Source organism: Pseudomonas sp. WS 5503, assembly GCF_012985385.1.
Classification (GTDB): Bacteria; Pseudomonadota; Gammaproteobacteria; order Pseudomonadales; family Pseudomonadaceae; genus Aquipseudomonas; species Aquipseudomonas paracarnis.
This window is the reverse complement of sequence record NZ_JAAQWI010000004.1, coordinates 289,749-314,358: the sequence shown is the minus strand read 5'-3', so window position 1 is coordinate 314,358 and position 24,610 is coordinate 289,749. Positions and strand designations below refer to the sequence as shown.

The window sequence follows — 24,610 nt, the reverse complement described above, 5'->3', positions numbered from 1 at the left end:
AAATCGGCTTACGGGAAATTCGGGAAGTCGGTGGGGTTCAGCCGGCGACGAGCTGCCGCGCCGCGCCAATGCGCCAGCGCGCCAAGTGCTCGTCGGCATAGCGACGCACGCAGCGCAGCACGGCGCTTTCGTGCTGCACGAGGAAGAAGTGATGGCCGTCAAACATGTCCAGGGAAAACCCACTGGCGGCGTCGAGTTGCCAGTCGAGCAACTGGTCGGCACGCACGCTGTCTTGCTTGCCACCGAACACGTGAATCGGCAGCGTCAGAGGCTGACGCTCGCCATAGGTGAAACTGCCGCACAGCAGGAAATCAGCGCGCAGGATCGGCAACATCAGTTGCATCAGCTCGGGGTTGGCCAGGGCTTCTTCGGCGGTGCCCTGCAATTCGCGCAGCCGGGCAATGAGTTGGGCATCGGTCTTTTCGACGGCGTACTCGCTCACATCACGACGCGCCGGGCCCGCCGTGCCGGACGCGAACAACGCCAGGGGCGCGGGCAGATTGCGCGCGTTCAGAGCGTGAGCCAATTCAAACGCCAACAACCCGCCAAGGCTGTGGCCGAACAAGGCATAGGGGCCATCGAGATCACGGCTGATTTCTTCAGCAAGCTGCGCGGCCAAGGCCTTGATATCGCGCTGCAATGGCTCGTCCATGCGCATGCCGCGTCCCGGCAATTCCAGCGGGCACACTTGCAGCCAGTCCGGCAGGACCCGGCGCCAGCGAGCGTAGACCGAGGCGCTGGCGCCTGAGTGGGGCAGGCAAAACAGGCGCAGCCGCAGGGACGTACTCATCCCGCGAGGACTCCGAACTGAAACACGCTGAATGCACGATAAAAACCCATCTGGTCCTCCTGCGGGTGCTGATCCTTGGCCGTTGTACTAACGAACCTGTCACCCATGAGAACGGACGGAGCCTTCAAATAATTAGTCGCCGGGGGCGAGCGAGACGTGGTTCACACCTTTGTCCAAGGCATAAGATTAGTTCGTCTTCTCATTTGACAATCATTATCATTAAGCATAATTTGTTGCCCGATATGTAGGAGGCCTCAGCAGGGATGCCCTCCCCTAACCTATTCGCAGCAAGGTGATTTCCATGACGGAACAAGTATCCACAGGCAGGTGCGATTCACCCCTTCTCCAGGCGTTCGTCGACAATCGACTGATTTTGGTGAAGATCGCGGCCCGTATCACCGGGTGCCGCTCCCGCGCCGAAGACGTGGTGCAGGACGCCTACTTCCGGCTGCAGTCGGCGCCGACCATCACCTCATCGTTCAAGGCCCAACTGAGTTATCTGTTTCAGATCGTGCGCAACCTGGCGATCGATCATTACCGCAAGCAGGCCCTGGAGCTCAAATACTCCGGGACCGAAGAGGAAGGCTTGAATGTGGTTATTCATGGCGCTTCACCGGAAACCTCGCACATCAATTTCAACACCCTGGAAAACATCGCCGACGCCCTGACGCAACTGCCCCAGCGCACCCGCTACGCGTTCGAGATGTACCGCTTGCATGGCGTGCCGCAAAAAGACATCGCCAAGGAGCTTGGGGTGTCGCCGACGCTGGTGAACTTTATGATTCGCGATGCGCTGGTGCATTGCCGCAAGGTGTCGGGCAGTCATAGTGATACGTTTGCGCGGCGGGTTTGAGCGCAGCACAGATATCTGTAGGTGAGGGCTTGCGACGGTAACCACGATGCGAAGCGAGTCGCTCTTGATCTTGATCTGCTTGTGATCTTGATCTGGCTTTTGATCTTAGGCGCCCCGTTAAACCACGCTGGCCGGAATTCGACAGGGATTTGGGGGGTAAACCGGCAGGGATGCCGGTTTAGCCGCCCCGCGCCATGGATGGCGCGTGGCGGCGGCCCCCCAAATCACTGGCGGATTACGGGCACACCGAGCCTAAGCGAGGTGCCGAGTGGTGGGGCAAGAGCGTTTTGCTTACTTTTGCGCTTTTCAAAAGTGAGACGCTGTAAAAGCGGAACCCTAAGTGGCCGTTACCGCAGGAATGGATATGTACACGGTCCAACTGTGTTGACTGTCAGGCCGTCATCGCAGGCAAGCCAGCTCCCACAGTTGATCCCACTGAGCCCGAAGGATTTTACTTACTAAGACCTCAGGGCAGCGCCGTCACATCAATACGATACGGCTCAAAAATCTTCAGCATCTGGCCACTGTCGCGCAGACGCTTGAGCAGTTCGGCAAACGCCGGACCAGTGATCGGTGCCTTGGGCCGCAACAACGCGTAGTGGTGATACACCTGGTCAATACGCTCCGACACCAAAAACTGCCCCGCCATGTCTGCGTTGCGCACCATGAAATCACTCAGGTACGAACGGGTAACCAGCGCAATATCCGCACGCCCACGAGCAACCATCAGCAAATTACTGTCATGGGAATAGGTCAACGTCGCGTTGAAACGCTCGGCCATGTTCTTGGGATCGGGATTGAAGTCGGCAAAGGCATAGTGATACCCGCTGAATACCGCCAGGCGCTTACCGGAGAGGTCGGCGAAGTAGCTCTGGTCGCGCCCGGGTTGACGCTGGGCAACGAATATTTCCGCATCTTCCAGCCCCATATCAACACTGGTATGGGCAATATTCTGCCAACCCCAGGACGGGTTTTCGAAGATGGCCATGTCGACCCGGCCTTGCTCGAAGTCACGAAAACGCCGGGGGATCGAGGTAGGCACCACCACGAACTGGTAATCGGTTTGCGCAGCGTTCAACGCCTCGACCAATTGCGGCAGCAACCCGGTGTCGGCGCCTTGTTCGGGGCGTACGGTGTAGGGCGGAAAATGCGCCGCGCCGATTCTCACCAACTGCGCGGCACCGGCCGGCGTCCACGCGGCGGTGCCCAGTGCCCATAAAGTAAGTCCTGCAGCCAGCCGCCATGGCGAAAACATCGAGGCACGCACCGTTGAAGAGTTCAATGCCGATAAGCTAGGCGTTTTTACTGGGGGAGACAACTTTCGCCAGCAAATTAATAACTTGCGCCTCAGTCCGACTTCAGCACCATCAACAAAGCCTCTTCGGCCAACTCTTCAAGGGTCAGGCTGCCTTGGGCGCGAAACCAGGTGGTGGTCCAGGACAAGGCGCCAGTGAGGAAGCGCCGGGTGATAAACACATCGCCCCGGATGTAGCCAGCGGCCTTGGCCTCGCCCAGTACCTGCAACCAGATCTGCTCATACACGTCACGCAGGGCCAGCACGTGCGCCTGGCCTTCGGCCGACAGCGAGCGCCATTCGTAGACCAGCACCGCCATGGCCTCGCCACTGCCACCCATGATCGACTGCAACTCGCAGCGGATCAGCGCCAGCACGCGTTCGCGCACCGTGCTCGCCTCTTCCAGTGAAGCGCGCATCATCGCGGTGTTGTAATGGATGGTTTCCTCCATCACCGCACGCAATATCTCATCCTTGCTCTTGAAGTGATGAAAGATGCTGCCGGACTGGATGCCCACGGCGCTGGCCAGATCTCGCACAGTGGTGCGCTCGAACCCCTTGTTGCGAAACAGATGAGCTGCGGTTTGCAGCAACTTGCCGCGGGCGCTCTCGGGGTCGGTCAATTGGCCACCATCGACCATGGTGCGCATCACCCCCAGGGCTTTGTGCTCATCCATGCTGCTCTCCTTCACGTCTACTGTCGTCTTGGCCGGCAATTTAGGCCGTGACTGCCACCCAAGCAAGCGCTTGGGTAAAACTTGTGACTGGAGTTTACAAACCAAGCGCTTGCTTGGTAGTCTCGGCACCAGCCCTTGGAGGAAGGATTTCTCATGAGCAAGACGGTACGTATCGGCTGCGCCAGCGCCTTCTGGGGCGACACCTGCACCGCCGCAGCCCAATTGGTGCAGGGCGGTGCCTTGGATTACCTGGTGTTCGATTACCTGGCGGAAGTCACCATGTCGATCCTCGCCGGTGCCCGCCTGAAAGACCCCAAGGCCGGTTACGCCACGGATTTTGTCGAGGTGCTTACGCCCCTGCTGGCGGATATCCAGCGCCAGGGCATCCGAGTGATCAGCAATGCCGGCGGTATCAACCCCCAGGCCTGCGCCGCCGCCCTGCAAGCGGCCTGCGATAACGCCCACATCCCGCTGAAAATCGCCGTGTTGCTCGGCGATGACCTGCACCCTCAACTCAAACAGCTGCCGCCTGTCACCGACCTGTACAACGGCGCCCCGCTGCCGCCCCTGTGCGTGTCCGCCAACGCCTACCTCGGCGCACCGGGCATTGCCCAGGCATTGGGGCTCGGCGCCGATATTGTCATCACCGGCCGGGTGGTCGACAGCGCAGTGGTCAGCGCGGCACTGGTGCATGAATTCAATTGGTCATGGCAGGACTACGATCACCTGGCCCAGGCCGCCCTGGCCGGGCATATCATCGAATGCGGCGCCCAATGCACCGGCGGTAACTTCACCGACTGGCGTGACGTACCCGACTACGAACACATCGGCTTCCCCATCGTCGAAGTCAGCGCCGACGGCCAGTTCACCGTCAACAAGGTCGAAGGCAGCGGCGGGCTGATCAGCGAACTCAGCGTGGCCGAACAACTGCTGTATGAAATCGGTGACCCGCGCGCCTATGTGCTGCCGGACGTGATCTGCGATTTCAGCCAGGTCAAACTGCAGCAACAAGGCAAACACGCGGTGCGCCTGCACGGCGCCAAGGGCCTGCCACCCACCGACCAGTACAAGGTCAGCGCCACTTACCCCGATGGCTTTCGCTGCACCGCCAGTTGCCTGCTCGCCGGCATCGACGCGGTGGCCAAGGCCGAGCGGGTCAGCCAGGCGCTCATCAACAAGACTTCGGAGCTGTTCAGCCAGCGCGGCTGGGCGCCCTACACCGACGTCAACATCGAACTGCTTGGCAGCGAAGCCACCTACGGCGCCCACGCCCGGCGTGCGGATTGCCGTGAAGTGGTGGTGAAGCTGGCGGTGCGGCATCCGAACAAGCAGGCGCTGGTGCTGTTCGCTCGCGAGATCGCCCAGGCGGCCACCGGCATGGCACCGGGGCTGACCGGCATTGTGGGCGGGCGGCCGACGGTGTATCCGCTGATTCGGCTGTTTTCGTTCCTGGTCGACAAATCACGGTGTAGCGTCGCCATCGAGTACCAAGGCCAACGTCATGCCGTCGAGCTGCCCGCCTCCGCGTCTCTGCTCACGCCGGCTGTGCCCATCGAGCCGGCCAAGCCGGAGGGCCGTGCCGATGCCAGTGTGCCGCTGGTGAAACTCGCCGTGGCGCGCTCTGGTGACAAGGGCAACCATAGCAATATTGGCGTGATAGCCCGCCACCCCGACTACCTGCCGTGGATCGCCGAAGCCCTGACCCCGGAGGTGATCGTCGACTGGATGGACCACGTGCTCGACCCGATCCATGGCCGCGTCGAACGCTGGTACTTGCCCGGCAGCCACAGCCTGAATTTCCTGCTGGAGAATGCCCTGGGCGGCGGCGGTATCGCCAGCCTGCGCATCGACCCGCAAGGCAAAGCCTTCGCTCAGCAACTGCTGGAAATCCCCATCGCCGTGCCGCAACACATTGCCGATCAACTCACCTAAAGGACCGTCGCCGTGGCCTTCGACTCGATCTTCAAAGCCGACCTGTTCAAGGGGCAAACCGTGATTGTCACCGGAGGCGGCAGTGGCATTGGCCGCTGCACCGCCCATGAGCTGGCGGCCCTTGGTGCCTGCGTGATCCTGGTGGGGCGCAAGCCAGAAAAACTGCAGAAGGTCGCGGCGGAAATTGCTGAAGATGGCGGCGTCGCCCATTGGCATGCCTGTGACATTCGTGAGGAAGAGGCGGTGAAAGCGCTGGTCACGCAGATCCTGCACGACCACGGCCCCATCCATGGCCTGGTGAATAACGCGGGCGGCCAATACCCGTCGCCACTGGCGGCGATCAATCAGAAGGGCTTTGAAACCGTACTGCGCACCAACCTGGTGGGCGGTTTCCTGATGGCGCGGGAAGTGTTCAACCAGTCGATGAGCAAGCACGGTGGCGCGATCGTCAACATGCTCGCCGACATGTGGGGCGGCATGCCCGGCATGGGCCACTCCGGCGCGGCGCGCTCCGGCATGGACAACGTCACCAAGACCGCCGCGTTTGAGTGGGGCTATGCCGGGGTGCGCGTCAACGCCGTGGCGCCTGGCTGGATTGCCTCCAGCGGCATGGACACCTACGAAGGCGCGTTCAAGGCGGTGATTCCCACCCTGCGTGAGCATGTACCGCTCAAGCGCATCGGCACCGAGTCGGAAGTCAGCGCGGCCATCGTCTTCCTGCTCAGCCCGGCTGCGGCCTTTATCAGCGGTAGCACCCTGCGCATCGACGGCGCCGCCAGCCTGGGCAGCCGCGCATGGCCGCTGCACAAGGCGCAGGCGCCGAGCGAGCCATTCAACGGGTTCCACCGCGCCTACCTGCCGGATGTGCTCAAGGCGGAGCAATAACGCCATGCCAGTCATTGAAACCATGATCGAGCCTAACAGCCCAGCGTTCGCGCAAAACCGCGAAGCCATGCTGGCGTCCATTGCCCAGCTACGCCAACTGGAACACACCCTGCTGGCCAAGGCCCAGGAAGCCAAGCCCAAGTTCGACAAGCGCGGCCAATTGCTGCCCCGTGAGCGCCTCAACCTGCTGCTGGACCCCGGCGCGCCTTTCCTGGAGCTGGCCAGTCTGGCCGGCTACAAACTCCACGACGACAAGGACGGTAGCGCCGCCGGTGGCGGGCTGATCGCTGGTATCGGCTATGTCAGCGGCGTGCGCATGCTGGTGGTGGCCAACAACAGCGCGATCAAAGGCGGCACCATTTCCCCCTCCGGGCTGAAAAAATCCCTGCGCCTGCAACAGATCGCCATGGAGAACAAACTGCCAGTGGTGACCCTCGCCGAAAGCGGCGGCGCCAACCTCAACTACGCAGCCGAGATTTTCGTCGAAGGCGCGCGCAGCTTTGCCAACCAGGCACGCATGTCCGCCATGGGCTTGCCGCAGATCACCGTGGTGCACGGCTCGGCCACGGCCGGTGGTGCGTATCAGCCGGGCTTGTCGGATTACGTGGTGGTGGTGCGCGGCAAGGCCAAGCTGTTCCTCGCCGGGCCACCGTTGCTCAAGGCCGCCACTGGCGAAGTCGCCACCGATGAAGAACTGGGGGGTGCGCAGATGCACGCGCAAACCGCCGGCACCGCTGAGTACCTGGCCCAAGACGATGCCGACGGCGTGCGCATCGTGCGTGAAATTGTGGGCCTGCTGCCCTGGAATGATCGCTTGCCGCACGCGCCACAACGCTCTTATCGCGAACCGCTGTATCCGATTGAAGAGCTGTTGGGGCTGATCCCCGATGACCCGAAAAAACCCTACGACGTGCGCGAGATCTTGGCGCGCCTGGCTGACGGTTCCAACCTGCTGGAATTCAAAGGCGAGTTCGACCCCCACACCGTCTGTGCCCATCTGCATATCCAGGGGCGCGCCGTGGGAGTGATCGGCAATAACGGCCCCATCACGCCGAAGGGCGCGAGCAAAGCCGCGCAGTTTATCCAGCTGTGCGACCAAAGCCGCACGCCGCTGCTGTTTTTGCACAACACCACCGGCTTCATGGTGGGCACCGAGTCGGAACAGCAAGGGGTGATCAAGCACGGCGCGAAGATGATCCAGGCGGTGGCCAATGCCCGTGTGCCTAAACTCACCATCGTGGTCGGTGGCTCCTACGGTGCCGGCAACTACGCAATGTGCGGCCGCGGCCTGGACCCGCGCTTTATCTTCGCCTGGCCCAACAGCCGCACCGCGGTGATGGGCGGCGCACAAGCGGGCAAGGTGCTGCGCATTGTCACCGAGGCCAAGCAACTCAAGGACGGCCTGGTGCCCGCCCCCAAGGTGCTCGACATGCTCGAACAGGTCACCGCGCAGAAGCTCGACAGCCAGTCCACCGCCCTCTACAGCAGCGCCAACCTGTGGGACGACGGGCTGATTGATCCACGGGATACCCGCACCTTGCTCGGGTTTGTGCTGGATATCTGTCACGAAGCCGAACTGCGGCAACTGCAACCGAACAGCTTTGGCGTGGCGCGCTGATCGTTCCCACGCTCCACGTGGGTGATCGTTCCCACGCTCCGCGTGGGAATGCAAACCAGGACGCTCCGCGTCCCAACAGGGAGAACAATAAAAATGATCTTCACCCAGGAACACCAGGAACTGCGCCGCACCGTGCGCGCCTTCGTCGACCGCGAGATCAACCCGTACGTGGATGAATGGGAAAAAGCCGGGCGCTTTCCCATTCACGAAATCTTCCGCAAGGCCGGCGACCTCGGCCTGCTGGGCATCTCCAAACCGGAAAAATTCGGCGGCATGGGCCTGGACTACAGCTACTCCATTGTCGCCGCCGAAGAGTTCGGCACCATCCGCTGCGGCGGCATCCCCATGTCCATCGGCGTGCAGACCGATATGTGCACCCCGGCCCTGGCGCGCTTCGGCTCCGATGAACTGCGCGAAGAGTTCCTGCGCCCGGCCATCAGCGGCGAACAGGTGGGCTGCATCGGCGTCTCGGAAACCGCCGCCGGCTCCGACGTGGCCGGGCTCAAGACCCATGCGCGCAAGGACGGCGACGACTACGTGATCAATGGCAGCAAGATGTGGATCACCAATTCGCCCAGCGCTGACTTCATCTGCCTGCTGGCCAACACCTCGGACGACAAGCCGCACATCAACAAATCCCTGATCATGGTGCCGATGAACAGCCCCGGCATCAGCGTCAGCCCGCCGTTGGAAAAACTCGGCATGCACAGCTCCGAGACCGCCCAGGTGTTTTTCGACGGCGTGCGCGTACCGCAACGCAACCGCATCGGCCACGAAGGCGCGGGCTTCATGATGCAGATGTTGCAGTTCCAGGAGGAACGCCTGTTTGGCGCGGCCAATATGATCAAGGGCCTGGAGTACTGCATCGACAGCACCATCGAATACTGCAAGGAGCGCCAAACCTTCGGCAAGGCGTTGATCGACAACCAAGTAATCCACTTCCGCCTGGCGGAACTGGCCACCGAAATCGAATGCCTGCGCGCCTTGGTCTACCAGGCCACCGAGCAGTACATCAAGGGCCAGGATGTCACGCGGCTGGCCTCCATGGCCAAACTCAAGGCCGGGCGCCTGGGCCGTGAGGTCAGCGACAGTTGCCTGCAATATTGGGGCGGCATGGGCTTCATGTGGGACAACCCGGTAGCCCGCGCCTATCGCGACGTGCGCCTGGTGTCGATTGGCGGCGGTGCCGACGAAATCATGCTGGGCATCATCTGCAAACTGATGGGCACCCTGCCCGGTAAAAAACCATGAACACCTTGCTGCTAGAAGCCCACAACGGCGTGCTGCATATCACCCTCAACCGGCCCGAATGCCGCAATGCAATGAGCCTTGAAATGGTCAATGAGCTGCGCGCGGTACTGGCGCAGTTGGACAGCCAGGTGCGCGCCGTGGTGATCAGCGGCGCGGGCGGGCATTTTTGCGCGGGGGCCGATGTGAAGGATCTGGTCAGCGCGGGGGATCAACTGCAAGCGTTGAACCGCGCATTTGGCACCTTGCTGCAAGAGGTGCAGGCACTGACACCCGTGGTGATCGCGGTGCTGCAAGGCGCGGTGCTGGGCGGTGGGTTCGGGCTGGCGTGCGTGAGTGATATTGCGATTGCAGAGGGCCAGGCGCAGTTCGGCTTGCCCGAGACCCGCCTGGGCTTGTTGCCGGCGCAGATTGCGCCGTTTGTGGTTAAGCGTATTGGCCTCACCCACACGCGGCGCCTGGCGCTGACAGCGGCGCGGTTTGATGGGGTGGAGGCTGGGCGGCTGGGAGTGGTGCATTTTGTCGAGCACGACGCCCAGGCATTGGCGCAGCGGGTGGATGAGGTATTGGGGCAGGTGTTGCAGTGTGCGCCGGGGGCGAACGCACGGACTAAAGCGCTGTTGCTGGCCAGTGTGGATGAGCCCCTTGAGGCCGTGCTGGATCGCGGGGCGCAGTGGTTTGCCGAGGCGGTGAGGAGTGAAGAAGGGGTTGAGGGGACGCAGGCGTTTGTGCAGAAGCGAAAGCCGAGTTGGACTCGATGACGCCATCGCAGGCAAGCCAGCTCCCACAGGGGGAGACATTTCAAATGTGGGAGCTGGCTTGCCTGCGAAGAGGCCCCAACACACGCCACATCCACCAAGGGATAACCCAATGCCCGCATTCACCAAGATCCTGATCGCCAACCGCGGCGAAATCGCCTGCCGCATCCAGCGCACTGCCCAGGCCCTCGGCTACCGCACCGTGGCCGTGTACAGCGACGCGGATACCGATGCCCTGCACGTACAGATGGCCGACGAAGCCGTACACATCGGCCCAGCGCCCGTACAGCAGTCCTACCTGAACACAGAGGCCATCCTCGCCGCCGCCCAACTGACCGGCGCCGACGCCATTCACCCCGGCTACGGCTTCCTCTCGGAAAACCCCGACTTCGCCCGCGCCTGCCAGCAGGCCACGCTCACCTTCATCGGCCCCAGCGCCGAGGCGATCGAACTGATGGGCAGCAAACGCCTGTCCAAACTCGCCATGCTCGACGCCGGCGTACCTTGCATCGCCGGCTATCAAGGCAGTGCCCAGGACGATGCCACCCTGCAACGGGAAGCCGAACGCATCGGCTTCCCACTGATGATCAAGGCCAGCGCCGGCGGCGGTGGGCGTGGCATGCGCCTGGTGCACCAGCGCGAACAGCTGCTGGAGCAACTGCGCACCGCACGCTCGGAAGCCATGAATGCGTTCGGCAGCGACGAGCTGATCCTCGAACAGGCGCTGATCGACCCGCGCCACGTGGAAGTGCAGCTGTTCGGCGACAGCCATGGCAACCTCATTTACCTCGGCGAACGCGACTGTTCGATACAGCGCCGCCATCAGAAAGTCATTGAAGAAGCGCCCTGCCCCGTGATGACGCCCGATCTGCGCCAGGCCATGGGCGAAGCCGCGCTCAAGGCCGGGCGGGCGGTGAGCTATGTAGGTGCCGGCACCGTGGAGTTTCTGCTCGACCGCAACGGCCAGTTTTATTTCCTGGAAATGAACACGCGCCTGCAAGTCGAACACCCCGTCACCGAGATAATTACCGGCCTCGACCTGGTGGACTGGCAGTTGCAGATCGCCGCCGGCCAACCGCTGCCACTCACCCAATCACAGGTGACCCTGACCGGCCACGCCATGGAAGTACGCCTGTACGCCGAAGACCCGGCCCAGGGCTTCCTGCCGCAAACCGGTGACGTGTTGCGTTGGGAACCAGCCCCCGGCGTACGCATCGACCATGGATTGCTTGAAGGCCAAACCGTCAGCCCGTTCTACGACCCGATGCTGGGCAAGATCATCGCCCACGGCGCCAGCCGCGAAGAAGCCCGGCGAAAACTGCTGCGGGCCGTGGAAGACAGCGTATTGCTGGGCGTGGCGACCAACCAGCGTTTGCTCATCGACCTGCTCAAGCACCCGGACTTTATCAATGGCGACTTCAGCACGGGGTTGATCGCCGAACACTTCAGCGTCATCCCACAGCAAACGGCGACCGCTGAACAGCTCAAGCTGGCCGCCGCGCTGTTTTATCAACACAGCGCCAACCAGCACACCCAAACACTTGCGCGCTGGCGCAATACGGCGAGTGTCCCCGTAACGTACCGTCTGGAGGCCAACGGCCAACTCCACAGCGTCAGCGTTGACGACCTGCAACTCACCACCGACGGCCGTCACGCCAGCCTCGTCATCAAGGGGGTCCGCCGCCGCATCGCTTATCACCTGGACGGCAACCGGCTATGGCTACCAGGGCTGACCGTCACAGACCGCACCCAGCAAGTCGCCAGCCGCCAGGCCGACGCCAGCAGCGGCACGGTCCAGGCGCCCATGGACGGCGCCATCGTCGATATACGGGTGTGCGTCGGTGAGACCGTCAGCAAAGGCCAACTGTTGCTGGTGCTCGAAGCGATGAAAATGGAGCACCCGTTGAAGGCCGGCATCGATGGCACCGTCAAGGAGATGCGCGTCATGACGGGCGACCAGGTGCGCAACCGTCAGGTTTTGCTGGAGATCGAATAACGCCCCTAGGCGGAACTACAGGGCCGGGCTACGCTCTATCCCCATCAGGAAGGGACGAGTACGGGAACCTGCACATGCCTCATTGGCTGATTATTGACCTTGAAGCCACAACGGATGACGGCGGCTGGCCCGTGACAGAGATGGAAGTCATCGAGATCGGCGCCAGCCTGGTCAACCGCCAGGGCCGCGAACTGGACCACTTCCAGCGCTTTGTGCGGCCCTTGCGCCGGCCATTGCTGACACCCTTTTGCCGCAAACTCACCCATATCACCCAGGCCAATATCGACATGGCCGCGCCGATCACCGAGGTGTGGCCGCTGTTCGAGCGCTGGCTGGGCCAACATCAGCCACGCCTGGAAGGCTGGGCCAGTTGGGGTGACTATGATCGCGTGCAGCTTGAGCTGGAGTGGCAGCGCCATGGCCTCGCCAGCGCCCTGGGCGATACGCCGCATGTGAACCTCAAGCAACGCTTTGCCAAGGCCCGGCGCCTGGACAAGCCGCTGGGGCTCAATGGTGCGCTGCAATTGGCCGGAATGCAGTTCAATGGCCAGCAGCATCGCGCCCTGGAGGATGCACGCAACACCGCACGCCTGCTGCCGCTGATATTGCCGGTCTAGGCAGCGTCCACAGCCTTGGGCATACTGGCCAGCCATTTTCCTTTGATGCTGCCCACCTGCACCAACGAAATCCTGTGGCGAGCAAGCTTGCTTGCGCTGGGGTGCGAAGCTCCCCCAAAAAACGGGGACTGCTACGCAGTCAACGGGAGCAAGCTCCCTCGCCACAGAAGCCCGCGCCTGCAGTGATGAGCGTAAGCATCCATCTTTTCCGAGGATTCACCCATGTTCAAAGTCAACGAGTACTTCGACGGCACCGTCAAGTCGATCGCTTTCGGCACCGCAGAAGGGCCGGCGACCATCGGCGTGATGGCTCCGGGTGAATACGAATTCGGCACCGCCCAACGTGAAATCATGCACGTGGTCTCCGGCGCCCTGACCGTGAAGCTGCCCGACAGCAGCGACTGGGAAACCTTCGCTGCCGGCAGCCAGTTCAACGTACCGGCCAACAGCAAGTTCCAGTTGAAGGTTGCGGTGGACACCGCCTACCTGTGTGAATACCGCGGCTAAGCGGTACCCGGCACACAAAAAGCCCGTCTCCCACGAGACGGGCTTTTTTATTCCAGCACCGTTACCGGCATGCCGACTTCCAGGCGCCCGATGCCATCGTTGACCAGGTTCTGGCCGAACATCGCGCCCTTTTCGGTCTTGCGGTAGGTTTCCAGCGTCGCGAAAGGCTCGCGGTCGGGGCTGCGCTCACCGGTCTGGGGGTCGACTGTGGTGAGGATGCACCGCGAGCACGGCTTGACCACCCGAAACTCCACGTCGCCGATGCGCAAGCGCTTCCAGCCGTCTTCGGCGAAAGCCTCGGCGCCCTCGATGACCAGGTTGGGACGAAAACGCAGCATCTCCATCGGGCGGCCGATCTTTTCACACAAGTCGTCGAGGGAGCCCTGGCCGATCAACAGCAACGGGTAGCCGTCAGCGAAGCCGACCTTGTCGTCATCCTTGCCATACCCGGCTTCGGTGGTGCGCGCACGTTCCAGGGGCAGTTGCACCAAGCGCGTCGGCTTGCCAATGAATGCACTGACCCAGGCCGCGGCCTCATCGCCAGCATCCGGCACACGCAGGGTGTCGCGCCAGATGGTCACACCACGCAGTTCGCCGGCGCTGCCCGGCAATGCCACATCCAAAGACGCGTAGCCCGGCGAACTCAGGGTCAGGCCCCCGCTGCTGTTCCACAACGCCGAGAGCTGGCTCATCTTCGCCACGGCCCGTTGCGTCAGGAACCGCCCGCTGGCTTCATCCACCAGCATCCAGCGTCGATCCCCGTCCAACCCGAGTTTATCCAGGCCAATCTGCTGCAAGGCTTCGGCCTTGCCGGACTTCAAGGGGTAACGGTACAACGCGCTGAGACGCAGCATGGGCCTGCCTTCCTAGGAAACAAAGTGTCATCCTAAAGTCAGGCGGGCATTTCGTCCAACATCAGTCGCTGGCGTACCACGTCCACCAGCTTGTCCGGCTGGAATTTGGAGAGGAAATTGTCGCAGCCGACCTTTTTGACCATCGAGTCATTGAAGCTGCCCGACAGCGAGGTGTGCATCACCACGTACAGACCACGCAGGCGCGGGTCGTTGCGGATTTCGGTAGTGAGACGGTAGCCATCCATCTCGGGCATTTCGGCGTCGGTGAAGATCATCAGCAGTTTGTCGGTCATCACCTGGCCGCTGTCGGCCCAGGCCTTGAGCATGTTCAGTGCCTTGAGACCGTCGCTGGCGACGTGCATCTTCACGCCCAACTGGCCCAGGGTGTCACGCAACTGCGACAACGCCACGTTGGAATCATCCACCAGAAGCACTTCGCGGCCACGGGCACGCTCCAGCACCGGGTCTTCAAGTTTGTCCCGGGAGACCTTGGCGTTGTAGGGCACGATCTCGGCGAGGACTTTTTCCACGTCGATGATTTCCACCAGTTGCTCATCGACCTTGCTGATGGCGGTGAGGTAGTGCTGGCGACCGGCGCTGGTCGGCGGCGGCAGGATGGCTTCCCAGTTCATGTTGACGATGCGGTCGACACCGCCCACCAGGAACGCCTGCACCGAGCGATTATATTCGGTGACGATAATGGTGCTGTTGGGGCCCGGCACCAAAGGACGCATGCCGATGGCCTGGGACAGATCGATCACCGGCAGGGTCTGGCCACGCAGGTTGACCACCCCACACACGAACGGGTGGCGCTGGGGCATCAGGGTCAGCTTGGGCAACTGCAGCACTTCCTGCACTTTGAACACGTTGATCGCGAACAACTGCCGTCCGAAGAGGCGGAACATGAGAATTTCCAGGCGATTCTCACCCACCAATTGCGTGCGTTGATCTACCGTGTCGAGAATGCCGGCCATTAAAAGCTCCTGGTGTACACGCCGCAGGCGCGCGAAAGGGTATGCAGCTGTATAAGCACGTTATCGGCGGCAAGCGCCGGACCTTGACCCCAATAAAATGCCATGTAAATCCATTGATGTCACACTGACATCATGCTTTACTGCTTGGGCCCTTGATGCTCTATCAAGCCGCCTTGCGCGACAGTCGAATTGACGTGCAGTTCCACCACATAGGGGATTCCCCTATACGCAATCAGGCCCAACCTGATATTCGCGATATCTAATAGCCATTAATGTGACGCCATTCTCATTGCATGAATGGAGTCAGGCTTTTGTTTGCCCACCCAAGCCCTTGGTCTACGGGCCTTTCAGGCACTCACGTATCGGCAACTGAAGTTGCGTCATCCCGCCTAACAGCGGTTAAAGGCGGCATTCGTGAGTTTTTCAATAAACGTCCTACTGGTTTATCGGAAGCAACCTACACGCCCCAGTCGTATTTCAGCGCTAGTTTTAAGCCATTCACCCGGTGCGACATCTCATCACCCGACCTTAAGTTGTGGAGACTTGCATGATGAATAGCGCGAACGAATGGCAAACCGCGCTTCCCGAGTTTTTGCTGGAAGCCGAAATGCTGCTGGCCAAGTCCGAGGAATGCCTGAACCACCTGCATTTGATCCGCAATGACAGCGACGCCATCGACTGCATGAAAACCAGCTTGGCCAAACTGGCAGAAAAAGCCGATGGCCTGGCCTTGCAGGCGATCAGCGAGTTCTCCCGGCATATTCAATACCTGATCGCCAATGCCGTGAGCCCGGTGCAACTGCATGACCAGGCCCTGGAGGCGTTGCACGACTGCCTGAGGTTACTGGCTTGGCAACTGGAGCTGATTGACATCCGTACCGGAGAACTGGGCCTGGATGACAGTGAGCAAACTTCGCTGATTGCCACGGTGACCTCGCAGATTCCGCAAAAAGACTACGGCCATCAGCAGCGTCTACACCAGAGGTCTTAAATCAAGGAGAGGTCGTATTTAATACCCGTGTTATCTAAAAGCGACCGTTTAAGGCAAAGATGAAACACTTCTAGAGACTGAAGAAATATCAATTAGCCAGCACCTTGAAAATTGTACAAATCAGTCTAACTAATACAACTCAAGAGCGCTGGCCTGACCGTCAGGGCATTGACGTGGTTAATATATCGAGGGAGGAATATGCCAGGCGACCAACGGTAATAGTGGTGGTACCATGCCCCGCTCGAAATGAAGCAACTTCATTATGGATAACCACGATCCGGCACCGCACTCTCGACAGAGCCCAGTCAACCGCCGTGACCGGTCTTCGCGCAGTGAACCCTCATTGGCTCCATCCGCTATGTACGCCAGCCTCAAGTCACTCATCGCAAGGTTCGTGTCCCGCCGCCATGCGCGCCCCCTCATCCTTGCCCTGTGCCTGTGCTCACTGCTGGTCAGCCTGTGGGTTTACCTGCAAGGCGCGCCGCTGCCATTAGTGATTGTGTTGCTCAACCTGGTCACGTTGGCAGTGGTCGCCCTGCACCAGTGGCGCTCGCGCAAAGCCATCAAGTTCCAGCCCCAGGAGCTGGCCGACCGCCTGCTGCAAGTCCAGGAAAACGAACGCCACCGCCTCAGCCGCGAGCTGCACGATGACATCGGCCAACTGCTGACCGCCGCCAAGTTGCAGAGCGAATGGTTGCAGCGTCGACTACCCCAAGACCTGCAAATTCATTGCTCGGTGCTATGCAATACGCTCAATGAAACCCTGGCCAAGGTGCGCGACGTGTCCGCCATTCTCAACCCTCGCCAACTGGCAAGCCTGGGGCTGGAAGCCAGCCTGCGCGCGCACCTGCTCAAGGCCCTGGAAAATACCCAGGTGTGCTGGAGCCTGGAGTGTCAGCAACGCCTCACCGGCATTCCCGAAGAAATGGCCGTGGCGGCCTTTCGCATCACCCAGGAAGCGGTCACCAACATGCTGCGCCATGCGAAGGCACACAACCTGCTGGTGCGCCTGCAACGCTTGCCGGAAGGGCTGTCACTGACGATATGCGATGACGGTCAGGGCTTCGCACCTGCCGCCGACCCCGGCAAGGAAGGCCAACGGGGCATGGCCGGCATGTGCGAACGGGCCCACCAGTTGGGCGGCACCGTGTCCGTCAGCAGCCAGCCGGGCAACGGCACACGCATCCACGCACTTTTCCCCTGGGCCCCCCGCGCCCTCGAACGGGCCAGTGCCCATAAGGTTCTCCGGTGACCTGCAATCTGCTCCTGGTCGATGACCATGCCTTGATCCGCGCCGGCGTGCGTGCACTGATCCTGGATATCCCCGGCTACGCCGTCGTTGGAGAGGCCAGCGATGGCGCGCAACTGCTTGAGAAATTCTGCGCCCTGCAGCCCGACATTGTGCTGCTGGACCTGTCGATGAAACACACCGGGGGCCTGGATGCCTTGCAGCAGCTCAAGCGCGCCTACCCCAAGTGCAAAGTGCTGATCCTGTCGATGCACACCGATCCCGAGATGATCATGCGCGCCCTGGAGTCTGGTGCCCACGGCTACCTGCTCAAGGACACCACCGCCAACGAGCTGGAACATGCCCTGCTGGCTCTGCGTAACAACGAACGCTATCTGAGCCCCGCCATCGCCCACACAGTGATCAACCAGGCGCTGATCCGTAGCCAGGACTCCAGCGCGCCTGTCGCCCACAGCCACAACCTGACGGCGCGGCAACTGGAAATCCTGCGCTTGATCGTGCGCGGCAAATCCACCCGGGAAATTGCCCACGGCCTGGGCCTGAGCATCAAGACTGTCGAAGCCCACCGCTCGCAGATCATGAAGCGCTTGCAGATTTTTGACGTGGCGGGCCTGGTGCTATTTGCCGTGCGTGAGCAGATCATCAGCCTGGACGACTAACGGCGAACCCAGCGGCAAGTGCACGCGCAGGGCCTTGGGCAGCGCCTCGAAGTGCAGGTCGTCGCCTTCCAGCGGCTCGCCGTCGAGGTTGATGTACAAGCCTTGTGCGACCTTGATCTTCACCCAGGGCAGGCGTGCGCGCACGAACATGGTGTCCAGGCCCCAGCCGTTGTTCATCAACTCACGCAACGTGCCGACCACCTCTTGAGGCGCCGGCAAGATGCTGACATCCAACAGCCCGTCATCAGCCAATGCTCCGGGGCACAGCACATGCCCGCCACCGGCCTGGCGACCGTTGCCGATGCCCAACGCGAGCAACTCGCCTTTCCAATGGAAATCCGGGCCTTCCAATTCACCGTAGGCGGCTTTCAATTCACTGAAGCGGGTTAAACCGGTGAAAAGGTACGCGGCACCGCCCAAGACCTTCTTCAGGTCTTCGGAGGTGTTGGCCGTGACCTGGCTGCCAAAACCACCGGTGGCCATGTTCAAGAAGATTTGCCCACCCACCTGGCCAAGGTCGATCGCCCTGGGCTGTACGTCCAGCAAGGCCAGGGCGCCAGCCGGCTCCAACGGCACGCCGGCGGCTTTGGCGAAATCATTGGCGGTGCCCAGGGGCATCAGCACCAGGCTGGCGTCAGTGTTGGCATGGGCCATGGCTTCGGCCACATCGCGCAAGGTGCCGTCGCCACCGCCGGCAATGATATGGGTGTACCCCTCGGCCAGGGCTTCATTGACCAGTCGCCGGGCATCACCGCCCTCCCAGGTCACCCGCACCGCCAACTCCCCACCCTGCTCACGCCGCGCCAGCACAGCAGCGCGCACATCCTCGTTGAGTGCTTGTTTGCCGTGGAGGATCAACAGGGCTTTGGGGGCGGTCATTTGGGAGAATCTCCTGGGTCAAGGTGCTTGAAGGATGTTGACCTTTGGGGAACAGGAAAAGTCTGTGGCTGGAGAAAATTGATTGAGGTATGCAGATCAAAATGTGGGCTGTCAGGCAGATAGATGTCGGCTGGCAGGCCGTCATCGCAGGCAAGCCAGCTCCCACAGTTGGATCGGGGGGTGTCAGGTAGAGAGGTGTCGGCTGGTAGGCCGTCATCGCAGGCAAGCCAGCTCCCACAGTTGATCGCTGCGGCGGCCAAGCCGCGTCGAGAATCAGCCCTTGTGCAACTTACTCATCAACTGCGCCTCAGCCTGGGTCAGCCCACACGACTGGGTCAGCTCATCCACCGTCGCCCCCATGCCGACCAGCTTGGCCGCCTGGGCAAACGACAGGTTCGACGGATCACGCTGCTCCAACTGCACCAACCTGTCGGGCAACGGCGCGAGAATCGCGCGCAGTTCATGCACTTCATCCCCAACCCGCACCGCACTTTGCTGGAAGTGATCAACACGCTTGACCAGTTCCAGAATGCGCCGGTCACGCACCGCATCGCGCTCGGCCTGTTGCAAGGCCAACTCCCGCTGCTGGCGCACATAGCGCAGCACAAACGCCAAGGTCCCGGCCCACAACAGGGCCAGGACAATCACCGCTGCCTCAAGGAACAATCAGATGCTCTCCAGTTCCGACCACTCTTCTTCGCTCATCATCTTGTCCAGCTCAACCAGAATCAGCAGTTCGCCGTTCTTGTTGCACACGCCCTGGATGAACTTGGCCGACTCTTCGTTACCGACGTTCGGTGCGGTTTCCACTTCCGATTGGCGCAGGTAAACCACCTCGGCCACGCTGTCGACCAGGATGCCGACCACTTGCTTGTCGGCCTCGATGATCACAATACGGGTGTTGTCGCTGACTTCAACCGTGTCCAGGCCGAACCGCTGGCGGGTGTCGATCACCGTCACCACATTGCCGCGCAGGTTGATGATGCCCAGCACGTAGCTTGGCGCGCCTGGAACCGGGGCGATCTCGGTGTAGCGCAGCACTTCCTGCACGCGCATCACGTTAATGCCGTATGTTTCGTTGTCCAGCTTGAAGGTCACCCATTGCAGGATCGGATCATCCAAACCTTGTGCGGACGCTGACTTGTTCATTCATCTGACCCCTTCAAATGCCGCTATCGACGGCGTGTGTGCACGTAGGCCGCGCAACCGCACGGCCCTTATTGTTCAATCAACTGCGTTTGTTCTGTGGCATTGCCTTCACCGCACCACTGGCGATCAACTCGGCCAGTTCGGCGACATCCAGCAACGCGCACATGTGTTCGATCACAGTGCCCGCCAGCCACGGCCGCTGGCCGCGGTGGCTGCGCCATTTGATTTCATTGGGGTCCAGGCGCAACGAGCGGCTGACTTGATGCACCGCCAGCCCCCACTCGTAGCCCTGCACCGAGATCACGTATTGCAGGCCCTGGCGAAAATCATCGCGGTAGCGGTCGGGCATCACCCAGCGCGCCGTATCCAGCACCTTGAGGTTGCCGGCCTGGCTGGGCAGGATGCCGAGGAACCACTCCGGCTGCCCGAACAGCGGCGTCAGCTCCTGGCCTTCCAGGGAATAGATCGAGCCCAGGCACACCAGCGGCACCGCCAGGGTCAACCCGGCGACGTCGAACAGCAGGCACTCGAACGGCTCGGCGGCCCACGAAGGGCGACCGTCGCCCGTCACCGGCGGCGGCGTGAGGCTGGGCGGCAGGTGCACTTCCACCAGCGGTTCAACCACCGGGGGCGCCAACACCGCCGGGACGCTTGGCACCACCACGGGAGCCTCCACCACCTGCGCATCCCGCGCCTGTTCTTCCATCACCGCCTGCTGGAATTCATCCAGCGGGCTTTCGGGTTCGACAGCAGGCTCAAGTACCAGAATCGGTTCTGGCAGTTCCTCGGCCGTCGCATCCTGCAGCAAGGCATCCAGGTAGGATTCCAGAGCCAGTTGCGGGCGGGTCTTGAATTCGACAGGACGGTTCATCACGCCACCTGCGCCACAAGCTGTTGCGACAGCAGGTGCTTGAGCAACGCACGGTAGGCCAGCACGCCACGGCTCTTGCCGTCGAACTGCGACGGTGTGAGCCCGGCACGGCTGGCGTCACGCAGGCGCGTGTCCACCGGGATGTAGCCATTCCAGATGGTGTCCGGGTAGGCATCGCGCAATACGCGCAAGGTGCCGAGGGACGCCTGGGTGCGACGGTCGAACAAGGTCGGCACGATACTGAACGGCAGCGCCTGCTTGCGCGAACGGTTGATCATCGCCAGGGTGCTGACCATACGCTCCAGGCCCTTGACCGCCAGGTGCTCGGTCTGCACCGGGATCACCAATTGCTGGCTGGCCGCCAACGCATTGACCATCAGCACGCCGAGCAACGGCGGGCTGTCGATGATCGCGTAATCGAAGTCCTGCCACAGCTGCGCCAGGGTCTTGGCGATCACCAGGCCCAGGCCGCTCTGGCCTGGCGACTGGCGCTCCAGGGTGGCCAGGGCAGTACTCGACGGGAGCAGGGAAATGCTCTCGTTGCTGGTGGGCAACAGCAGTTGCCCAGGCAGATCCGCCGGCACGCTGCCCTTGTGCAAAAACAAGTCATAGCAGCTGTGTTCCAGCGCATCCGGGTCGTAGCCGAAATAGCTGGTCATGGAACCATGGGGGTCCAGGTCAACCACGACCACACGCTTGCCCGCTTCGGCCAGCAAGCCGGCCAAGGCGATGGAAGTGGTGGTCTTGCCGACCCCACCCTTTTGATTGGCAACTGCCCAGACTCTCATTCGGTTGGTTCCTCCCGGCGGGCACAGGCGCGACCGAGACATTGCATACGGTTATTGAGCCAGCGACGGAGAATTGACGTTACTCGGTCGGACCGGCGGCTTGACAACGGGCGGTGCAGTTTGTGTGCCAGCACGCTTCAACGCCGCATCCGGGGTGGCATTGGCAGTGCCAGTACCGGTCAGGCTGCGACGCACATCCAGGTTGCGCGAGACCACCAGCACCACCCGGCGGTTACGGGCGCGGCCTTCCACCGTGGCGTTATTGGCCACCGGCTGGAATTCACCATAGCCCACCGACGCCAGGCGCTGGGGGTTCACGCCCTGCATGGCCAACATGCGCACGATGCTCGACGCGCGGGCCGAGGACAGTTCCCAGTTGGTCGGGTACTGCGCGGTGCTGATGGGGAAATTGTCGGTGAAGCCTTCCACGTGGATCGGGTTTTCAAACGGTTTGAGGATCGCCGCCACCTTGTCGATGATCGTGAACGCCTGGTCACTGGGCAACGCATCGGCACTGGCGAACAACAGACTGGAGTTCAGCTCGATCTCCACCCACAACTCATTGCCGCGCACGGTCATCTGGTTGGAACTGATCAGGTCGCCAAAGGCGGCACTGATATCGTCGGCGATACTTTTGAGCGGGTCGCTGGTGCCGCCGATGCCGGCGGCGGTTTCATCACTGTCATTGACCAGGGGCTTGGCCGGGGTCACCGTCTTGGGCCGCTCTTCGCCGATGGGGATCGGCTTGAGCGCCCGCTCGGCATCGTTGAACACGCCGACCAGCGCCTGGGAAATGATCTTGTACTTGCCTTCGTTGATCGACGAGATCGAGTACATCACCACGAAAAACGCGAACAGCAAGGTGATGAAGTCAGCGTAGGACACCAGCCAGCGTTCGTGGTTGACGTGTTCTTCAGGCTCGCGACGGCGACGGCTCACAGGCAAATACCTCCCTGACCGCTATTGGCCGCTCTACTGTGGCGAGCGAGCTTGCTCGCGCTGGGGCGCGAAGCGGCCCCCATCCAGGCAACGCGTTTGTTCAGACAGATTGCGGTACCTGGTTTTGGGGCTGCTTCGCAGCCCAGCGCGAGCAAGCTCGCTCGCCACATAAAGCTCACTGGCCACAGGTCAATGTGCATACCCATCAATCCATGAAGCCCTGAAGCTTCAATTCGATGGAGCGCGGGTTTTCGCCCTCGGCAATCGACAGGATGCCTTCGAGCAACATTTCGCGATAACGCGACTGGCGCATGGCAATCGACTTGAGCTTGCTGGCCACCGGCAGCAACACCAGGTTGGCACTGGCCACGCCGTAGATGGTCGCGACAAACGCCACGGCAATGCCGCTGCCCAGTTGCGAGGGGTCGGCCAGGTTGCCCATCACATGGATCAGGCCCATTACCGCGCCGATGATGCCGATGGTCGGCGCATAGCCGCCCATGCTTTCAAAGACTTTGGCGGCATTGATGTCACGGCTTTCCTGAGTGTAGAAATCCACTTCGAGGATGCTGCGGATCGCTTCCGGTTCGGCGCCATCGACCAATAGTTGCAGGCCTTTGCGCGCGTAGCTGTCAGGTTCGGCATCGGCCACGCCTTCCAGGCCCAGCAGGCCTTCCTTGCGGGCGGTGAGGCTCCAATTGACCACGCGGTCGATGCCGCCTGCCAGGTCGACCCGTGGCGGAAAAATGATCCACACCAGAATCTGCATGGCACGCTTGAACGAGCTCAGGGGCGACTGCAACAACGCCGCGCCCACGGTGCCACCGATCACGATCAGCGCTGCCGGGCCGTTGGCCAAGGCGCCGAGGTGGCCGCCTTCCAGGTAGTTGCCACCAATGATGGCGACAAATGCCATGGTGATGCCGATCAGGCTCAAGACATCCATCAGAGGCAGGCCTCCACCAGGTGCTTGCCGATGTCGTCCAGGCTGTAGACCGCATCGGCCAGGTCAGCCTTGACGATCGCCATGGGCATGCCATAGATCACGCAACTGGCTTCATCCTGGGCCCAGATGGCGCTACCGCCCTGTTTGAGCAGGCGCGCACCTTCACGGCCATCGGCGCCCATGCCGGTGAGCACCACCGCCAGAACTTTGTCGCCGTAGGACTTGGCTGCAGAACCGAAGGTGATGTCCACGCACGGCTTATAGTTCAGGCGCTCATCGCCCGGCAGGATTTTGATCGCGCCACGCCCGTCCACCATCATCTGCTTGCCGCCCGGCGCCAGCAGTGCCAGGCCAGGACGCAGGATGTCGCCATCCTCGGCTTCCTTGACGGTGATACGACACAGCTTGTCCAGGCGCTCGGCGAAGGCTTTGGTGAACGCCGCCGGCATGTGTTGCACCAGCACAATCGGCGCCGGGAAGTTGGCCGGCAGTTGGGTCAGCACCCGCTGCAAGGCCACCGGGCCGCCGGTGGAGGTGCCGATGGCGACCAGTTTGTAAGCCTTGCGCTTGGGCGCGGGCGAATGCGCACTCGGCGCTGCGGCGGCACGTACCGGTCCGACCGCAGGCCGGGCCACGGGCGCAGGCGCCGGGCGCGCAAACGACGAGGTCGGCGCCGCTGCTGCGGGCGCAGGCGTGGCAGCTGGCGCGGGCGTGCTGAACAAGCTGCGACGGTTACTGCGGGAAATGCTGTGCACCTTCTCGCACAGCATCTGCTTGACCTTGTCGGGGTTGCGCGAGATGTCTTCGAAATTCTTCGGCAAAAAATCCACCGCGCCGGCATCCAAGGCGTCGAGGGTCACCCGCGCGCCTTCGTGAGTCAGCGACGAAAACATCAATACCGGTGTGGGGCAGCGTTGCATGATGTGGCGCACGGCCGTGATGCCATCCATCATCGGCATCTCGTAGTCCATGGTGATCACGTCCGGCTTCAAGGCAATGGCTTGATCGATCGCCTCTTTGCCGTTGGTGGCCGTGCCGACCACCTGGATCGTTGGATCAGCGGAAAGAATTTCCGAGACGCGGCGGCGGAAGAAACCCGAATCGTCCACCACCAGGACCTTGACTGCCATAAACAC

At 61.8% G+C, this 24,610-nt stretch carries 25 protein-coding genes; 12 read left to right on the top strand and 13 right to left on the bottom strand.

What is annotated here, in order from left to right; translation table 11 throughout:
• Positions 1-37 precede the first annotated feature (37 nt).
• Positions 38-790, bottom strand: a complete 753-nt coding sequence (locus HBO10_RS13340) for an alpha/beta fold hydrolase (protein WP_034128165.1) — start codon at positions 788-790, stop codon at positions 38-40.
• Positions 791-1,091: 301 nt separating this feature from the next.
• Between HBO10_RS13340 and HBO10_RS13335 the strand changes: the two genes are divergently transcribed.
• Complete coding sequence (locus tag HBO10_RS13335) at positions 1,092-1,643, top strand: RNA polymerase factor sigma-70 (RefSeq protein ID WP_032904207.1); 552 nt, start codon at positions 1,092-1,094, stop codon at positions 1,641-1,643.
• A 466-nt stretch (positions 1,644-2,109) separates the two neighbouring features.
• On the opposite strand, the gene HBO10_RS13330 is transcribed toward HBO10_RS13335, so the two are convergent.
• Both HBO10_RS13330 and HBO10_RS13325 read right to left on the bottom strand, forming a co-directional pair.
• On the bottom strand, positions 2,110-2,898 hold the full coding sequence (locus HBO10_RS13330) for a transporter substrate-binding domain-containing protein (protein WP_034126814.1): 789 nt from the start codon (positions 2,896-2,898) through the stop codon (positions 2,110-2,112).
• Between the two features lie 92 nt (positions 2,899-2,990).
• Positions 2,991-3,614 (bottom strand): TetR/AcrR family transcriptional regulator, encoded by a 624-nt coding sequence (locus HBO10_RS13325; protein WP_034126813.1) that lies wholly within the window; start codon positions 3,612-3,614, stop codon positions 2,991-2,993.
• 153 nt (positions 3,615-3,767) lie between these two features.
• Between HBO10_RS13325 and HBO10_RS13320 the strand changes: the two genes are divergently transcribed.
• The 8 genes from HBO10_RS13320 to HBO10_RS13285 all read left to right on the top strand — a co-directional run bounded on the left by HBO10_RS13320 (position 3,768) and on the right by HBO10_RS13285 (position 13,175).
• Positions 3,768-5,546 (top strand): acyclic terpene utilization AtuA family protein, encoded by a 1,779-nt coding sequence (locus HBO10_RS13320; protein WP_034126812.1) that lies wholly within the window; start codon positions 3,768-3,770, stop codon positions 5,544-5,546.
• 12 nt (positions 5,547-5,558) lie between these two features.
• A complete protein-coding gene (locus HBO10_RS13315) occupies positions 5,559-6,431 on the top strand; it encodes an SDR family oxidoreductase (RefSeq protein ID WP_034126811.1) in 873 nt (290 codons plus the stop codon).
• A gap of 4 nt (positions 6,432-6,435) precedes the next feature.
• Positions 6,436-8,049 carry a geranyl-CoA carboxylase subunit beta gene (gene atuC / locus HBO10_RS13310; protein WP_169922006.1) on the top strand — a complete coding sequence of 538 codons (1,614 nt, stop codon included), beginning with the start codon at positions 6,436-6,438 and terminating at the stop codon, positions 8,047-8,049.
• A gap of 93 nt (positions 8,050-8,142) precedes the next feature.
• A complete protein-coding gene (gene atuD / locus HBO10_RS13305; RefSeq protein WP_034126809.1) occupies positions 8,143-9,300 on the top strand; it encodes a citronellyl-CoA dehydrogenase in 1,158 nt (385 codons plus the stop codon).
• Positions 9,297-10,058 carry an enoyl-CoA hydratase-related protein gene (locus tag HBO10_RS13300; RefSeq protein WP_034126808.1) on the top strand — a complete coding sequence of 254 codons (762 nt, stop codon included), beginning with the start codon at positions 9,297-9,299 and terminating at the stop codon, positions 10,056-10,058. Before atuD ends, HBO10_RS13300 begins: the two co-directional genes overlap by 4 nt.
• 109 nt (positions 10,059-10,167) lie before the next feature.
• A complete protein-coding gene (locus tag HBO10_RS13295; RefSeq protein WP_034126807.1) occupies positions 10,168-12,051 on the top strand; it encodes an acetyl/propionyl/methylcrotonyl-CoA carboxylase subunit alpha in 1,884 nt (627 codons plus the stop codon).
• Positions 12,052-12,125: 74 nt separating this feature from the next.
• Positions 12,126-12,668, top strand: coding sequence for an exonuclease domain-containing protein (locus HBO10_RS13290; RefSeq protein WP_019818536.1), 543 nt, complete (start codon positions 12,126-12,128; stop codon positions 12,666-12,668).
• 222 nt (positions 12,669-12,890) lie between these two features.
• The gene (locus HBO10_RS13285) at positions 12,891-13,175 is read left to right on the top strand and encodes a pyrimidine/purine nucleoside phosphorylase (protein ID WP_003226701.1); all 285 of its coding nucleotides are present in this window, start codon (positions 12,891-12,893) and stop codon (positions 13,173-13,175) included.
• Positions 13,176-13,222: 47 nt separating this feature from the next.
• Here HBO10_RS13285 and HBO10_RS13280 read toward each other — a convergent pair whose 3' ends face one another.
• Entirely contained in the window at positions 13,223-14,029 is an 807-nt protein-coding gene (locus HBO10_RS13280) for an MOSC domain-containing protein (protein ID WP_034126806.1), read from the bottom strand.
• A 38-nt stretch (positions 14,030-14,067) separates the two neighbouring features.
• Positions 14,068-15,003 (bottom strand): chemotaxis protein CheV, encoded by a 936-nt coding sequence (locus HBO10_RS13275; RefSeq protein WP_034126805.1) that lies wholly within the window; start codon positions 15,001-15,003, stop codon positions 14,068-14,070.
• A gap of 547 nt (positions 15,004-15,550) precedes the next feature.
• On the opposite strand from HBO10_RS13275, the gene HBO10_RS13270 reads away from it, so the two are divergent.
• The 3 genes from HBO10_RS13270 to HBO10_RS13260 all read left to right on the top strand — a co-directional run bounded on the left by HBO10_RS13270 (position 15,551) and on the right by HBO10_RS13260 (position 17,902).
• Positions 15,551-15,994, top strand: coding sequence for a hypothetical protein (locus HBO10_RS13270; protein WP_169922005.1), 444 nt, complete (start codon positions 15,551-15,553; stop codon positions 15,992-15,994).
• A 358-nt stretch (positions 15,995-16,352) separates the two neighbouring features.
• Complete coding sequence (locus tag HBO10_RS13265) at positions 16,353-17,246, top strand: sensor histidine kinase (RefSeq protein ID WP_034126804.1); 894 nt, start codon at positions 16,353-16,355, stop codon at positions 17,244-17,246.
• On the top strand, positions 17,243-17,902 hold the full coding sequence (locus HBO10_RS13260; protein ID WP_034126803.1) for a response regulator transcription factor: 660 nt from the start codon (positions 17,243-17,245) through the stop codon (positions 17,900-17,902). Before HBO10_RS13265 ends, HBO10_RS13260 begins: the two co-directional genes overlap by 4 nt.
• Here HBO10_RS13260 and yegS read toward each other — a convergent pair.
• The 8 genes from yegS to HBO10_RS13220 all read right to left on the bottom strand — a co-directional run bounded on the left by yegS (position 17,861) and on the right by HBO10_RS13220 (position 24,604).
• On the bottom strand, positions 17,861-18,781 hold the full coding sequence (gene yegS / locus HBO10_RS13255; RefSeq protein ID WP_034126802.1) for a lipid kinase YegS: 921 nt from the start codon (positions 18,779-18,781) through the stop codon (positions 17,861-17,863). The genes HBO10_RS13260 and yegS overlap by 42 nt on opposite strands.
• Positions 18,782-19,054: 273 nt before the next feature.
• Positions 19,055-19,447: a DUF2802 domain-containing protein gene (locus tag HBO10_RS13250; protein WP_034126801.1), complete on the bottom strand. Its 393-nt coding sequence runs from the start codon at positions 19,445-19,447 to the stop codon at positions 19,055-19,057.
• Positions 19,448-19,930, bottom strand: coding sequence for a chemotaxis protein CheW (locus HBO10_RS13245; RefSeq protein ID WP_003192896.1), 483 nt, complete (start codon positions 19,928-19,930; stop codon positions 19,448-19,450).
• 79 nt (positions 19,931-20,009) lie between these two features.
• Positions 20,010-20,801, bottom strand: coding sequence for a CheW domain-containing protein (locus HBO10_RS13240; protein ID WP_034126800.1), 792 nt, complete (start codon positions 20,799-20,801; stop codon positions 20,010-20,012).
• On the bottom strand, positions 20,801-21,589 hold the full coding sequence (locus tag HBO10_RS13235) for a ParA family protein (protein WP_014719332.1): 789 nt from the start codon (positions 21,587-21,589) through the stop codon (positions 20,801-20,803). The genes HBO10_RS13240 and HBO10_RS13235 overlap by 1 nt, the downstream gene beginning before the upstream one ends.
• Positions 21,590-21,640: 51 nt before the next feature.
• On the bottom strand, positions 21,641-22,528 hold the full coding sequence (gene motD / locus HBO10_RS13230) for a flagellar motor protein MotD (protein ID WP_034126799.1): 888 nt from the start codon (positions 22,526-22,528) through the stop codon (positions 21,641-21,643).
• A gap of 205 nt (positions 22,529-22,733) precedes the next feature.
• A complete protein-coding gene (locus HBO10_RS13225; RefSeq protein WP_003192902.1) occupies positions 22,734-23,474 on the bottom strand; it encodes a flagellar motor protein in 741 nt (246 codons plus the stop codon).
• The gene (locus tag HBO10_RS13220; protein WP_169922004.1) at positions 23,474-24,604 is read right to left on the bottom strand and encodes a chemotaxis response regulator protein-glutamate methylesterase; all 1,131 of its coding nucleotides are present in this window, start codon (positions 24,602-24,604) and stop codon (positions 23,474-23,476) included. Before HBO10_RS13220 ends, HBO10_RS13225 begins: the two co-directional genes overlap by 1 nt.
• Positions 24,605-24,610: the final 6 nt, after the last annotated feature.

Coding starts and splice junctions, on each gene's coding strand:
- HBO10_RS13340 (WP_034128165.1), bottom strand. CDS start 790: ATGAGTACGTCCCTGCGGCTGCGCCTGTTTTGCCTGCCCCACTCAGGC.
- HBO10_RS13335 (WP_032904207.1), top strand. CDS start 1,092: ATGACGGAACAAGTATCCACAGGCAGGTGCGATTCACCCCTTCTCCAG.
- HBO10_RS13330 (WP_034126814.1), bottom strand. CDS start 2,898: ATGTTTTCGCCATGGCGGCTGGCTGCAGGACTTACTTTATGGGCACTG.
- HBO10_RS13325 (WP_034126813.1), bottom strand. CDS start 3,614: ATGGATGAGCACAAAGCCCTGGGGGTGATGCGCACCATGGTCGATGGT.
- HBO10_RS13320 (WP_034126812.1), top strand. CDS start 3,768: ATGAGCAAGACGGTACGTATCGGCTGCGCCAGCGCCTTCTGGGGCGAC.
- atuC (WP_169922006.1), top strand. CDS start 6,436: ATGCCAGTCATTGAAACCATGATCGAGCCTAACAGCCCAGCGTTCGCG.
- atuD (WP_034126809.1), top strand. CDS start 8,143: ATGATCTTCACCCAGGAACACCAGGAACTGCGCCGCACCGTGCGCGCC.
- HBO10_RS13300 (WP_034126808.1), top strand. CDS start 9,297: ATGAACACCTTGCTGCTAGAAGCCCACAACGGCGTGCTGCATATCACC.
- HBO10_RS13295 (WP_034126807.1), top strand. CDS start 10,168: ATGCCCGCATTCACCAAGATCCTGATCGCCAACCGCGGCGAAATCGCC.
- HBO10_RS13290 (WP_019818536.1), top strand. CDS start 12,126: ATGCCTCATTGGCTGATTATTGACCTTGAAGCCACAACGGATGACGGC.
- HBO10_RS13285 (WP_003226701.1), top strand. CDS start 12,891: ATGTTCAAAGTCAACGAGTACTTCGACGGCACCGTCAAGTCGATCGCT.
- HBO10_RS13280 (WP_034126806.1), bottom strand. CDS start 14,029: ATGCTGCGTCTCAGCGCGTTGTACCGTTACCCCTTGAAGTCCGGCAAG.
- HBO10_RS13275 (WP_034126805.1), bottom strand. CDS start 15,003: ATGGCCGGCATTCTCGACACGGTAGATCAACGCACGCAATTGGTGGGT.
- HBO10_RS13270 (WP_169922005.1), top strand. CDS start 15,551: ATGATGAATAGCGCGAACGAATGGCAAACCGCGCTTCCCGAGTTTTTG.
- HBO10_RS13265 (WP_034126804.1), top strand. CDS start 16,353: ATGTACGCCAGCCTCAAGTCACTCATCGCAAGGTTCGTGTCCCGCCGC.
- yegS (WP_034126802.1), bottom strand. CDS start 18,781: ATGACCGCCCCCAAAGCCCTGTTGATCCTCCACGGCAAACAAGCACTC.
- HBO10_RS13245 (WP_003192896.1), bottom strand. CDS start 19,930: ATGAACAAGTCAGCGTCCGCACAAGGTTTGGATGATCCGATCCTGCAA.
- HBO10_RS13240 (WP_034126800.1), bottom strand. CDS start 20,801: ATGAACCGTCCTGTCGAATTCAAGACCCGCCCGCAACTGGCTCTGGAA.
- HBO10_RS13235 (WP_014719332.1), bottom strand. CDS start 21,589: ATGAGAGTCTGGGCAGTTGCCAATCAAAAGGGTGGGGTCGGCAAGACC.
- HBO10_RS13225 (WP_003192902.1), bottom strand. CDS start 23,474: ATGGATGTCTTGAGCCTGATCGGCATCACCATGGCATTTGTCGCCATC.
- HBO10_RS13220 (WP_169922004.1), bottom strand. CDS start 24,604: ATGGCAGTCAAGGTCCTGGTGGTGGACGATTCGGGTTTCTTCCGCCGC.